The sequence below is a fragment of the Pseudomonas kuykendallii genome, assembly GCF_900106975.1.
Taxonomy (GTDB): domain Bacteria; phylum Pseudomonadota; class Gammaproteobacteria; order Pseudomonadales; family Pseudomonadaceae; genus Pseudomonas_O; species Pseudomonas_O kuykendallii.
Genome location: NZ_FNNU01000005.1, coordinates 22,410 through 35,572, shown reverse-complemented (window position 1 = coordinate 35,572; position 13,163 = coordinate 22,410). Strand labels below are relative to the sequence as shown.

Genomic DNA, 13,163 nt, shown 5'->3' with positions numbered 1-13,163 from the left:
GAAAAATCCCTACACGCGACATTTATTTTCCGATTGTCGACATCCCGTGACTTCCGGCTTAACACCGACATCAATGACATGACCGAGCCTGCTGCAAGTGACCGTACCAGGCCCCTCCATTTAGGCACTTTTAAGAGACCGCCCCCATGAATGCCCCGCTCCGTGTCAACGAAGCACTTTTGATCGCCGGCCGCGCTTTCCAACCATTCGAATGCGTCGCCTGGGCTCCGCTGGAAGGCAGTGGTGAACTGAGCCTGAGCGTCGTCGACAGGACCTGCACCCGGGTCCTCGGTCGCTCGAAGATTTCCCGCACCACCTACTGCGATCCGCAGCAGCTGGCGGAAATCCTCCAGCAGGCGCGGCAGGAGCTTAGCCAGGAAGGCTTTAGGCTCTCCCCGTGGAGCATGCCCGAGTAAACCGAAAGGCCCGGCAATCGCCGGGCCTTTTCGTATCTGCGCACCGACAGCGTGCCGCAGGCCCCGCGACGAACTCCGGGAGCGCTGCTCCGGTCTATCCCTCAGCCACCGGCGGGAGGATCACCATGAGTACCACGCACCTCACCCTCGACGAAGCCCGACGCATCATCGATCAGGCCTTCCTCCCGCTCCACTGCACGACCGTTGCCGACCGCGAGGACGCCAGCTTCTCCCTGAAGGTGAGCGACGAGGCCGGCCGAGCCCTCTACTCCATCGCCCACCTGGCGCGCTCGCAGTACAGCGAGCCGATCCGTTTCGCCGGGCTGATCGAACAGGCGCGGCTGGAGCTGAGCAAGGACGGGCATGCGCTGTATCCCTGGTCGATGCCCTTCCAGGTGGACCTCAAACACTGCTGAAGCCAGGTAGAAGCAATGGAAGCGTTCGACCTCAAACGCATGCTGCTGGACGAATTCCCCGTGCTGTTCCTCGGCGAGGTCGCGCTGCGCGCCAGCTTCGCCTACCTCGCGGTGTTCGCCTTCCTGAAGATCTCCGGGCGCCGCGGCGTGCGCCAGCTGTCGCTGTTCGAGGTGGTGGTGATCCTCACCCTGGGCTCGGCGGCGGGCGATGTGTCCTTCTACGACGATGTTCCCCTGCTGCCGATCGTGATGGTCTTCATCACCCTGCTGGTGCTGTATCGCGCCACCACGTACGCGATGGAGCGCAGCCCGCGCTTCGGCGCCTGGATGGAGGGCAAGCCGATGGTGATCATCCGCGATGGCCAGTACGACCTGCCGACGCTGGAGGCCACCAACATCTCCGACGACGAATTCTTCATGGAGCTGCGCCAGCAAGGCGTCGAGCACCTGGGCCAGGTGCGCCTGGGCATCCTCGAGGTGAACGGCGACGTGAGCCTGTACTTCTTCGACAGCGATGAGACGCGCCACGGGCTGTCCGTGCTTCCGCCCAGCGAGCGGGTGGTCGTCGAGACCGTCCACCAGAACGGCCTCTACGCCTGCTGCCGCTGTGGCTTCGTCCAGTCGCTGGACTACGGACAGGGCGGCCCCTGCCCGCGCTGCGAACGCAAACGCTGGTCCATGGCGACCGACCGCCCGAGGGCGCGCTGACCGGTGGGCTGAACCGCCGCCTTTGCGACCGGGTCACTGTTTCTAGGCAATGCAGATACTCACCAGAGGAACCAGACGATGCTCGGCGACCATTCCGAAATCATTCAGCACCTCAACACCGCCCGCAAACACGCCGACCAGGCGGAAACCCAGGACAACCCCGCGCTCTATCGCGAAGCCATCGACGAAATGGCCATGGCCATTGAGCTGCTTCTGCGTAACAGCGCCGAGAAGGAAGGCGAGCCGTATCGCGGTTCCGACGCCTGAGTCGCCGGCAGCACCCAGACCCCTCGCTGCCTCGCAGCGCGTTCGCTTCAAGGAGTACGTATGCGCCTGATACCGCTGGCCGAAGGGCGGCTGCCGGTGCCGCCGGACGAGTCCGCGGACACCGGCACCCCGCTCTGTTCGACGCTTCCGCCCGACCTCAGCTATGTCGACGATACGCAGCCCGGCATCAGCCGGCGCAAGCTGCGCGGCAAGTTCGTCTACTTCGATGTCGACGGCGAGCGTATCCGCGACGAGAGCGAGATCAGCCGGATCAACAAGCTGGCGATTCCGCCGGCCTATACCGATGTCTGGATCTGTCCCAACCCCAGCGGGCACCTGCAGGCCACCGGCCGCGACGCGCGCGGACGCAAGCAGTACCGCTACCACCCGCGCTGGCGCGAGGTTCGCGATGCGGACAAGTACGAACGCATGCTCGCGTTCGGGCGTGCCCTGCCCAAACTGCGCGCCACCCTGGAAAAACACCTGGCACAACCGGGCATGGGCCGCGACAAGGTGATGGCCACGGTCGTTTCGCTGCTGGATTCGACGCTGATCCGCGTCGGCAACAGCCGTTACGCCAAAGAGAACAAGTCGTTCGGTCTGACCACGCTGCGCAATCGCCACGTCGACGTCAAAGGCACCGCCATTCGTTTCCATTTCCGCGGCAAGAGCGGCATCGAACACAACGTCAAACTCAGCCATCCGCGCCTGGCGAGGATCGTCAAACGCTGCCTGGAACTGCCCGGCCAGCACCTCTTCCAGTACCTGGACGAGGACGGCGAGCGCCATGTGGTGACCTCCTCCGACATCAACGCCTACCTGCAGACTCACGCTGGCGAAGACTTCACCGCCAAGGACTACCGCACCTGGGCCGGCAGCGCGCTCGCCCTGGAAAGCCTCTGCGAAAGCGCCAGGCTCGCCGGCGAGGTCGACCCCCGCAAGCAGGTGGTGGAAATCGTCAAGGCGGTCGCCAGCCAGCTCGGCAACACCCCGGCCATCTGCCGCAAGTGCTACATCCATCCGGCGGTGATCGATGCCTTCGGTGACGGCACGCTGGCCGAGCTGAAGAAGCCGAGGCCGCGCAAGGGGCTGCGCGTGGAGGAAGTCGCGCTGATGAAGTTTCTGGAGAACCTGCAGAACGCCGCCGAATCGAAGGCCGACTGCGCCTGAGCGGCGCTACAGGTACACCGAAACCTGGTTGCGCCCGCCCTTCTTCGAGCTGTACAGCGCCTGGTCGGCCCACTCGATGAGCATGTGGTGATCGACGCAGAGCGCAGTGGGCTGGGCCACGCCCAGGCTGATGGTGAACGGGATAACGTGGCCGTCATGCTCGACGCGCAACCTCTCCACCCCAGTGCGCAGGCGTTCCGCGAACACCAGGCCGCCGTCCTTGCCGGTATCCGGCAGCAGCACGACGAACTCCTCGCCGCTGTAGCGGCCGGCGATGTCGACATCGCGAATGTGCTCGCGGAGCAACTCCGACAGGCGCTGGATGACCTGGTCGCCCGCCAGGTATCCGAAGCTGTCGTTGATCGCCTTGAAGTGATCGATGTCCATCATCACCAGCGACAGCGGGCTGTCGTAGCGCTGGGTGCGGGCGAACTCGTGCCGCAGGCATTCGTCCCAGTGGTCGCGGTTGAACAGCCCGGTGAGACGGTCGATGCGCGACAGCCCCTCCAGCTTGGCGTTGACCGCCTGCAACTGGCGTCGGTTGATCGCCACGTCGGTGACGTCGTAGATCACCAGGCAGATGTGGCCGATCTCACTGTTCACCGAGCGCAACGGCAGCAGCGTGGTGTTCTGGTACATGAAGTCTTCACGCCCGGTGATCGGCTGGTAGTTCTTGAAGCGCACCAGGTACGGTCGCTGCTCCCACACCGTGAAACCCGGCGTGCCCAGCGTGGCGACGCTTTCCACCTTCATGCGGAACCACTCCTCGTTGACCTCCGGGAACAGCTCGAAGAAGGAGCGGTGATAGGCCTGGCTGGGCTGCAGCCCGGAACGGTTCTCCATGAAGGTGTTCCACACCTCCACGCGGTAGGCACGGTCGAGCACCACCACGCCGACATCGATGCCCTGCACGATGGCCGCCAGCCAATGGAATTCTTCCAGATCGATCTCTGCCATGGTCAGTTCATCACGTGAGCGAGTTTGTGCGACAGCAGCTCCACCGAATCCTCGGTGAACAGCAGCAGCAGGTCGAAGTGAATGTCGTGCCCTTCCAGGCTGTAGCTGATCTCCACCGCCAGGGTCTTCTTCCAGCGACGCTGGTTGACCTGGATGAGGTCGTCGAGGCCGGCATGGGCACCGAGAACCTGCGGATGACTCTGGGAAAACACCACGTCGATCTGTTCGGCGATGCCGCTGAGGCAGGCGCCAATCAGCACGCTGGAGAGGTCCAGCAGCATTTCCATCTCCGAGTACTCGCTCGACGACCAGCGCATCAGCCGCGCCATGTCGGCCACTTCGGAGTCATGGAAGATCAGCAGCGCCTCCCCGGCGATGCCTTCGCCGATGTAGCCCTGGCAGACCGCGGTCAGGCGCTCGCCACGCTGCGCATCGGCCAGCGCCATGTGCAGTTCGCCGACTTCGAGGATGTTCACGTTGGGCACCGGCAACTGCACGAACACCTTGAGCACCCGCGCCAGCAACGCCGCCGCACGGCCCATGGCGACGTTGACGGTCTCGCGGAAGGCATCGCGAAAGCCGACCGTGGTTTCGGCAAGGCTCGCCACCGGGACTGGAGGCACGCCCGGCGCGCCCAGCAGGCCGAGGCGTTTCAGCGTATCGGCCAGCTCCTGCGGATCGGCCGGCTTGCGCAGGAAGGCCAGCGCACCGAGCGCCATCACGCGGCGTACCGCTTCCTCCTGAACGTCGCCGGACACCACGATCACGCGGCTGGACAGGCCTTCGGCCCGCATCGCGGCGAGCACTTCATAGCCATCCATTTCCGGCATGGTCAGGTCGAGCAGGACGATCTCGCCCTCGCCGCGGCGAATCGCCTCCAGCCCTTCGCGGCCATTGGTCGCCTGCGTGACGGACACCGCCCAGTCCACTGGCAGGGCGCGCAGCAACTGCTTGCGCGCCATGTTGGAGTCGTCGCAGACGAGCAAGGGAATCAGGGACATAGGCAGCCGTCTCGCAGCTCAAAAAATTCAATCACGACAATGGGATGAAACGTCGCGGCTCTTCGCCACACGTTTATCGCCCGAGCGCGGACGGAAGTCGAGCCATGCGCCCAAAAAAAGCCGTGAACGCCCCCTCACGTCGCACGGCGGCGGCCTGGCGGATAGGCAAAAAAAAAGCGGCACCAGGGCCGCTTTCTTAACTGCTGGGTCGATCAGTAGTACGCGTTTTCCCGAACGCTATGATCGGTAACGTCACGCACGCCCTTAAGCTGCGGGATGCGTTCGAGCAAGGTTTTCTCGATGCCCTCCTTGAGGGTCACGTCGGCCTGCCCGCAGCCCTGGCAACCGCCACCGAACTGCAGCACGGCAACGCCTTCGTCGACGATATCCACCAGGGTGACCTGGCCGCCGTGGCTCGCCAGGCCCGGGTTGATCTCGGTCTGCAGGTAGTAGTTGATGCGCTCGTTGAGCGGGCTGTCCTCGTTGACCATCGGCACTTTCGCGTTCGGCGCCTTGATGGTCAGCTGGCCGCCCATGCGGTCGGTGGCGTAATCCACCACGGCATCTTCCAGGAAGGCTTCGCTCACCGAGTCGATCCAAGCGGTGAAGCTCTTCAACGCCAGTGCGGTGTCTTCGGGTTTTTCTTCGCCCGGCTTGCAATAGGCGATGCAGGTTTCCGCGTATTGCGTGCCGGGCTGGGTGATGAACACGCGGATGCCGATACCCGTGGTGTTCTGCTTGGCCAGGAGGTCGGCCAGATAGTCGTGGGCGGCGTCGGTAATGGTGATAGCGCTCATGTCGATTCCTCGCGATACATGCGTCCAGTCTACGCCAAAGCGGTCGCCCGGATAAAGTCCTAGCTTTTTAGTCGGGAAAGCATTCAGGCATCCGCCCGCGCCGCCTGCGGTTCGAGCCAGCGCCGGGTGCGGAAAAACAGCCGACGCTCGATCAGTTGGTAACTGGCCCAGGAAATCAGCAGGATCGCCGGCATGCACGCGGCGATCACCCAGTACTCGTCGAAGCCGAAGCGTTCGTACAGGTACCAGCCGGTGGACAGCACGATGACGTGCACCAGGTACACCGAATAGGAACAGTCGCCGAGCATCTTCAGCGGTTTCACCCGCGCGAACCAGGGTTCCAGCGCGACGCAGGCGACGACGATGAACGCGCTGGGAACGCCCCAGTTGAGCAGCCGCGACGAAGCATCCAGATGCAGCACCAGCGCCATCGATGCCGCCAGGATGAGCAACGGCAGCCAGGTGCCTTGGCCGATCCAGCCACGCCGGTAAGCGATGCCGATGGCCACTCCGAAGAGGAACTCGTACAGGATGCTGTTGCGGTAGAAATTGCTCAGCCAGTCCTGATGCGCCAGCAAGGTGCTCACCAGTGCCAGCGTGACGGCGATCAACAGCGGGCGCAGGCGCTGCGGCGCCACCAGCGACAGGGCGAACACCAGGTAGAAGAACATTTCGTAGTTCAGCGTCCAGCCGACGTTCAGCGTCGGATAGAGCCCGTAGCCGCCGGGGTTTTCCGCCGGGATGAACAGCAGCGAGAGGATCAGGTGACGCAGCTCGAAGGTCTGCCCCGGCGTCATTTGCTGGGCATAGAGAATGATCGCCGCCATCAGCAGGCTGTACAGCCAGTACGCCGGCACGATGCGCATGATCCGGTTGAGCAGGAAACGCCCAGCCTGGATGTCCTTGCCGGCGGTGGACAGGTAGATCACGAAGCCGCTGATGACGAAGAAGATATCGACGCCGATGGCGCCCTTCTGCACGAAGAATTGCCCGATCGGGCTGTCTGCCTTGAAGTCGAAGAACACCTGCATCACGTGGTGGCAAACCACCATCCAGGCCGCAACCGCTCTGAGCGCCTGAAGCGAAATCAACATACCGCGTCACTCGTGCGAGACGCCCTCCCGGCGCCCGGCGATACACCGCCTGTTTCGCCCGCCGCAGTCTGGAAAGTCCGCCACTGCCCGGCGCGGCCCTGCATCTTTTCTCAAGATGTCGACCGCGTTCGAGGGCAGAAAATTCGTCGCCGCCGCCCGGCGGAACGGTGGCGCGGCGCCCGCTAAAGGTTCTGGTAGCGGTTCATGTCGAGCATCCCCGCCTCCACCGGCTCGGTCTCGCGCAGGTAGTTCGAGAGATCGAGGAAGTAGTGCCAGAAGTCCGGATGGCTGCGCCGGATGCCCCAACGCTCCACGACCCGCTCGAAGCTCGCCGGGTCGCGCACCTGCTCCAGCGCGGCCACGAAGGCGTCGGCCTCGCTCGCCTGGAGGTCGAAGATGAAGTTCGGGTAGCTGGTCAGCACGCCCGGATACAGCGTCAGGGTGTCGAGGCCGGGCTGGTAGCGCAGCGACTCACCAAGCAGGAAGGCCACGTTACTGTGCGCGCGGTTGCGCAGCAGCGTGTAGATCTCGCGTCGACCGTCGCCCCGCTCGACCCGCAGCAGGGTCGCCTCCGGCAGTTCGTCGATCACCTCCAGTTCGGTCGCCGGCCGGCTTACCAGGCGACTCAGCGCTTGTTCGACCCGCTGCAGCACCGGCGCCGCCTGCGGGCGGAAACAGCGTCCGTCGCGGCAGCGATTGATCGGGTCGGGATATGCATTGACCGCCGCGAAATGCTCCACCAGCGCCAGTCCGAAGGCGCGCTTGGCGTACTTTTCCGGCAAGCCCAGCACGCTCGGCGTGTGCGTATCGATGCCCTGGTAATCCAGCCACATCTTCAGCCGCCCGCTGTTCTGGTACCAGCTGTCCAGCTCGGCCTGCCGCGCCGCGGCCGGCAGCAGGCGGAGGAAATTCACCTCGGCGCCATTGCGGATCAGGTCGAAATACAGGCGTGTCTGGGCCTGGTGCGAGACGTTGCCGAACACGTCGAAGTTCACCACCAGTTGGTAGTAGGTCCGCTCGAACAACGGATAGTCGAGCAGCCAGAGGGTTTTCGGCACGTCGCCGATGAGCCCCTTGCGTACCGACGCGCTGTCGAAGTGGCGGAAGATCGACAGCAGCGCGTTGTCATTACCGCGCCAGATATCGCCCCAAGCGGCTGGAGGTGCCTTGGCGTAGGCCTTCATGCGCAATTGCTCATAGGCGTTGCGCTTGTCGCGGTAGGCGAGCCAGAGGCCGAGCAGGTCGCCTACGTCGTCGAACTGGCCCGGCATCGCCAGCAGCGGCGTCGCCTCCTCGCGGTATTTGGCGTCGGTCAGGTAAAGGTCGTGCTCGGGCGCCTGGAAGGTCGTCCAGAAATTATCGCGGATCACGTCCGTGGCGATCTGCCCGCGGCACACCGGCCCGCGGATGAAGGTGCGCACGAAGTATTCCGCGTTATCCAGCATGAACTGGTAACGCGCCTGCGGCGGAATCGCGGCGAAGGTCTCGAACGGGTTGGCGCGTCGCTGCGCGCCGTACCCGGGCACCGCATCGGCCCGCCAGTCGCCGCTGTAGAACAGCTGGCGCACCCGCGCCAGCTTCTGCGCGCTGAGCGGATAGGTGATGTGCGTCTTGTGCACGATCACGCCCTGGATCGGCCACAGGCGGTAGTAGAAGACGGTGCCCGGATCGTCGTTCGGCCGCCGCGTGGCGATTGGGTCGATCGGTTGGCCGCTCGGCGTGCGCGAGCGCACCAACTGGAAGAAATGCCCGCTTTCGCCACCGTCGAAATACAGGTGCGCGAGGAACAGGTGCTCGAACAGCCAGCGGTTGACCAGCGACTCGCGTGCGCCGGGCGCGTTGAGCAGGCGCTCCCAGTCGGAGATCTGTGCCACCTCGCTCAGGTTCGGCTGCATGTCCTGCTGATCCACCGGCGCGCCCTGCGCCAGCCAGGTTTGCAGCGTGGTGTATTCCTGCTCGCTGAGCCCGGTGACCGCGAACGGCATGCCGGCATGGGCGAAGCGCTTGGCGTAGGCGTCGAACTCCTCCGGCAGCGGGCATTGGTTGTCGCGACCGATACCGATATCCAGGTCGGCCGGCAGCTTGGCGTTCGGCGTCGGCGGTTCCTGCCGGCCAAGCTCCAGCATTCGCTTCATCAGCGCGGCCTGGCCATCGCGGTCGTGGAGCACCGAATAGAAATCCTTGCGCCGCCAGGCCGCCTCGCCCCGGGCATCCAGATAAAGCCGCGTCGGCTCCTGCGCCTTGCGCCGCTCGCCGTCATACACCGGCAGCTTGCTGGCCCCGCGCAGGACGCCCTCGGTGCCGCCCAGGTTCAGCTGGCAGGGCGCGTCGTAGCAGGTGTGGCAGGCCACGCACTTCTGCGTGAGGATCGGCTGGATGTCGCGGCTGTAGGAGATGCCCTCGGCGCCCAGCGCCTCTGCGGATATCACCAGGAAAACAGCGAGAAGCAGGCGGATGCGCATGTAGCGTTTTCCCGGAAAAAATGAGCCGCGATTCTAGCGGGGCCGGCGACCGCCAGGCATCACGCCTGCATGAGTATTTCTCATACAAATGCGGGCGAGGATTAGCCGTAGCGCAACTTTGCTATCATTCGCGCCCTCTTCCCGCTTTACCCCAGGTAGTCACCATGCACGATCGCGCCCGCCTCCAGGCCCTCCAGCACGCACTTCGCGAGCGCATTCTCATCCTCGACGGCGGCATGGGCACGATGATCCAGAGCTACAAGCTGGAGGAAGCGGACTACCGCGGCGAGCGTTTCGCCGACTGGCCGAGCGACGTCAAGGGCAACAACGACCTGCTGATCCTCAGCCGTCCGGACGTGATCGGCGCCATCGAGAAGGCCTACCTGGACGCCGGCGCCGACATTCTCGAGACCAACACCTTCAACGCCACCCAGGTATCCCAGGCCGACTACGGCATGGAAGCGCTGGTCTACGAATTGAACGTCGAAGGCGCCCGTCTGGCGCGCCGCGTGGCCGATGCGAAGACGTTGGAGACCCCCAACAAGCCGCGCTTCGTCGCCGGCGTGCTCGGCCCGACCAGCCGCACCTGCTCGATTTCCCCGGACGTCAACGACCCCGGCTACCGCAACGTCACCTTCGACGAACTGGTGGAGAACTACACCGAAGCCACCCGCGGCCTGATCGAGGGCGGCGCCGACCTGATCCTGATCGAAACCATCTTCGACACCCTCAACGCCAAGGCGGCGATCTTCGCCGTGCAGGGCGTGTTCGAGGAGATCGGCTTCGAGCTGCCGATAATGATCTCCGGCACCATCACCGATGCCTCCGGCCGCACGCTGTCCGGGCAGACCACCGAAGCCTTCTGGAACTCGGTGGCGCACGCCAAGCCGATTTCCGTGGGCCTGAACTGCGCCCTTGGCGCCGCCGACCTGCGCCCGTACCTGGCCGAACTGGCCGCCAAGGCCGGCACCCACGTGTCCGCCCACCCGAACGCCGGCCTGCCGAATGCCTTCGGCGAATACGACGAAACCCCGGCTGAAATGGCCGTGGTGATCGAGGAATTCGCCGCCTCCGGCTTCCTCAACATCATCGGCGGCTGCTGCGGCACCACCCCGGCGCACATCCAGGCGATCGCCGAAGCCGTCGGCAAATACCCGCCGCGCGTCATCCCGGAGATTCCCAAGGCCTGCCGCCTGTCCGGCCTGGAGCCGTTCACCATCGATCGCAACTCGCTGTTCGTGAACGTCGGCGAGCGCACCAACATCACCGGCTCGGCCAAGTTCGCCCGGCTGATCCGCGAGGAGAACTACACCGAGGCCCTGGAAGTCGCCCTGCAGCAGGTAGAAGTCGGCGCCCAGGTGATCGACATCAACATGGACGAGGGCATGCTCGACTCCAAGGCGGCGATGGTGAAGTTCCTCAACCTCATCGCCGGCGAGCCGGACATCTCCCGCGTGCCGATCATGATCGACTCCTCGAAGTGGGACGTGATCGAGGCCGGCCTCAAGTGCATCCAGGGCAAGGGCATCGTCAACTCGATCTCGATGAAGGAAGGCGTCGAGGCGTTCAAGCACCACGCCCGCCTGTGCAAGCGCTACGGCGCCGCCGTGGTGGTGATGGCCTTCGACGAAGCCGGCCAGGCCGACACCGCGGCGCGCAAGCGCGAGATCTGCCAGCGCAGCTACGACATCCTGGTGGATGAAGTCGGCTTCCCGCCGGAAGACATCATCTTCGACCCGAACATCTTCGCCGTCGCCACCGGCATCGAGGAACACAACAACTACGCGGTGGACTTCATCGAGGCCTGCGCTTACATCCGCGACCACCTGCCGTTCGCCCTGTCGAGTGGCGGCGTCTCCAACGTGTCGTTCTCCTTCCGCGGCAACAACCCGGTGCGCGAGGCGATCCACTCGGTGTTCCTCTACTACGCGATCCAGAACGGCCTGACGATGGGCATCGTCAACGCCGGCCAGTTGGAGATCTACGACGAGATTCCCAAAGAGCTGCGCGACGCCGTGGAAGACGTGGTGCTCAATCGCACGCTCGAAGGCACCGATGCGCTGCTGGCCATCGCCGACAAGTTCAAGGGCGACGGCAGCGTCAAGGAAGCGGAAACCGAGGAGTGGCGCGCGCTGCCGGTCGGCAAGCGCCTGGAACATGCGCTGGTCAAGGGCATCACCGCGTTCATCGTCGAAGACACCGAGGAGTTCCGCCTGCAGTGCGCGCGGCCGATCGAGGTCATCGAAGGGCCGCTGATGAGCGGGATGAACGTGGTCGGCGACCTGTTCGGCTCGGGCAAGATGTTCCTGCCGCAGGTGGTCAAGTCCGCGCGCGTCATGAAGCAGGCCGTGGCGCATCTGATTCCCTTCATCGAAGCGGAGAAAGGCGACAAGCCGGAAGCCAAGGGCAAGATCCTCATGGCCACCGTGAAAGGCGACGTGCACGACATCGGCAAGAACATCGTCGGCGTGGTGCTCGGCTGCAACGGCTACGACATCGTCGACATGGGCGTGATGGTGCCGGCCGAGAAGATCCTGCAGACCGCCATCGCCGAGAAGTGCGACATCATCGGCCTGTCCGGGCTGATCACGCCGTCGCTGGACGAGATGGTGCATGTCGCCCGCGAGATGCAGCGGCAGAATTTCCACCTACCACTGATGATCGGCGGCGCCACCACCTCGAAAGCGCACACCGCGGTGAAGATCGAGCCGAAATACCAGAACGACGCCGTGGTCTACGTCACCGATGCCTCCCGCGCGGTCGGTGTGGCGACCCAGCTGCTGTCCAGGGAACTGAAGGCCGGCTTCGTCGAGCGCACCCGCGCCGAGTACGTCGAGGTGCGCGAGCGCACCGCCAACCGCAGCGCGCGCACCGAGCGCCTGAGCTACGAGCAGTCGGTCGCCAACAAGCCGTCGTTCGACTGGGCCGGTTACCAGGCCCCGGTGCCCTCCTTCACCGGCGTCAGGCTGCTCGACGACATCGACCTGGCGACGCTGGCCGAATACATCGACTGGACACCGTTCTTCATCTCCTGGGACCTGGCCGGCAAATACCCGCGCATCCTGACCGACGAGGTGGTCGGCGAGGCCGCCAGCGCGCTGTTCGCCGATGCCCAGGCGATGTTGAAGAAGCTGATCGACGAGAAGCTGATCAAGGCGCGCGCCGTCTTCGGCTTCTGGCCGGCCAACCAGGTGCAGGACGACGACCTGGAAGTCTATGGCGACGACGGCGAGACGCTGGCGACGCTGCATCACCTGCGCCAGCAGACCATCAAGCCGGACGGTAAACCGAACCTGTCGCTGGCCGATTTCGTCGCGCCGAAGGACAGCGGCGTGCGCGACTACATCGGCGGCTTCATCACCACCGCCGGCATCGGCGCCGAGGAAGTCGCCAAGGCGTACCAGAACGCCGGCGACGACTACAACTCGATCATGGTCAAGGCATTGGCCGACCGCCTCGCCGAGGCCTGCGCCGAATGGCTGCACGAACAGGTGCGCAAGGAATACTGGGGCTACCAGCCGGACGAGCACCTGAGCAACGAAGAGTTGATCAAGGAAGCCTACAAGGGCATCCGCCCGGCCCCCGGCTACCCGGCCTGCCCGGACCACACCGAGAAGAAGGCGCTGTTCGCTCTGCTCGATCCCGAGGCCGACTTCGACAAGGCCGGACGCAGCGGTGTGTTCCTCACCGAGCACTACGCGATGTTCCCCGCGGCGGCCGTCAGCGGCTGGTATTTCGCCCACCCGCAGGCGCAGTACTTCGCCGTCGGCAAGGTGGACAAGGACCAGGTCGAACGCTACAGCGCCCGCAAAGGCCAGGAGCTGGCGGTCAGCGAACGCTGGCTGGCGCCGAACCTCGGCTACGACAACTGAAGC

The 13,163-nt window shown here is 64.7% G+C and carries 11 protein-coding genes; 6 read left to right on the top strand and 5 right to left on the bottom strand.

Going from position 1 to position 13,163, the window contains the following annotated elements; all coding sequences use genetic code 11:
• Positions 1-146: 146 nt before the first annotated feature.
• The 5 genes from BLV15_RS16165 (at position 147) to BLV15_RS16145 (ending at position 2,977) form a co-directional block, all read left to right on the top strand.
• The gene (locus tag BLV15_RS16165; protein WP_090230506.1) at positions 147-416 is read left to right on the top strand and encodes a hypothetical protein; all 270 of its coding nucleotides are present in this window, start codon (positions 147-149) and stop codon (positions 414-416) included.
• A 125-nt stretch (positions 417-541) separates the two neighbouring features.
• A complete protein-coding gene (locus tag BLV15_RS16160; RefSeq protein ID WP_090230504.1) occupies positions 542-832 on the top strand; it encodes a DUF1652 domain-containing protein in 291 nt (96 codons plus the stop codon).
• Between the two features lie 15 nt (positions 833-847).
• Entirely contained in the window at positions 848-1,540 is a 693-nt protein-coding gene (locus tag BLV15_RS16155) for a DUF421 domain-containing protein (RefSeq protein ID WP_090230501.1), read from the top strand.
• A gap of 78 nt (positions 1,541-1,618) precedes the next feature.
• On the top strand, positions 1,619-1,807 hold the full coding sequence (locus BLV15_RS16150) for a hypothetical protein (protein ID WP_090230497.1): 189 nt from the start codon (positions 1,619-1,621) through the stop codon (positions 1,805-1,807).
• Between the two features lie 60 nt (positions 1,808-1,867).
• Positions 1,868-2,977 carry a DNA topoisomerase IB gene (locus BLV15_RS16145; protein ID WP_175534384.1) on the top strand — a complete coding sequence of 370 codons (1,110 nt, stop codon included), beginning with the start codon at positions 1,868-1,870 and terminating at the stop codon, positions 2,975-2,977.
• 6 nt (positions 2,978-2,983) lie between these two features.
• Here BLV15_RS16145 and BLV15_RS16140 read toward each other — a convergent pair whose 3' ends face one another.
• The 5 genes from BLV15_RS16140 to BLV15_RS16120 all read right to left on the bottom strand — a co-directional run bounded on the left by BLV15_RS16140 (position 2,984) and on the right by BLV15_RS16120 (position 9,288).
• Positions 2,984-3,934: a sensor domain-containing diguanylate cyclase gene (locus BLV15_RS16140; protein ID WP_090230494.1), complete on the bottom strand. Its 951-nt coding sequence runs from the start codon at positions 3,932-3,934 to the stop codon at positions 2,984-2,986.
• A gap of 2 nt (positions 3,935-3,936) precedes the next feature.
• Positions 3,937-4,935: a response regulator gene (locus BLV15_RS16135; RefSeq protein ID WP_090230493.1), complete on the bottom strand. Its 999-nt coding sequence runs from the start codon at positions 4,933-4,935 to the stop codon at positions 3,937-3,939.
• A 212-nt stretch (positions 4,936-5,147) separates the two neighbouring features.
• Positions 5,148-5,732, bottom strand: a complete 585-nt coding sequence (gene nfuA / locus BLV15_RS16130; protein WP_090230489.1) for a Fe-S biogenesis protein NfuA — start codon at positions 5,730-5,732, stop codon at positions 5,148-5,150.
• 83 nt (positions 5,733-5,815) lie between these two features.
• Complete coding sequence (locus tag BLV15_RS16125) at positions 5,816-6,826, bottom strand: acyltransferase family protein (RefSeq protein ID WP_090230487.1); 1,011 nt, start codon at positions 6,824-6,826, stop codon at positions 5,816-5,818.
• Between the two features lie 182 nt (positions 6,827-7,008).
• A complete protein-coding gene (locus BLV15_RS16120) occupies positions 7,009-9,288 on the bottom strand; it encodes a fatty acid cis/trans isomerase (RefSeq protein ID WP_090230484.1) in 2,280 nt (759 codons plus the stop codon).
• A gap of 164 nt (positions 9,289-9,452) precedes the next feature.
• Here BLV15_RS16120 and metH point away from each other — a divergent pair, with 164 nt between their 5' ends.
• A complete protein-coding gene (metH, locus tag BLV15_RS16115) occupies positions 9,453-13,160 on the top strand; it encodes a methionine synthase (RefSeq protein ID WP_090230482.1) in 3,708 nt (1,235 codons plus the stop codon).
• The last annotated feature ends 3 nt before the right edge of the window (positions 13,161-13,163 follow it).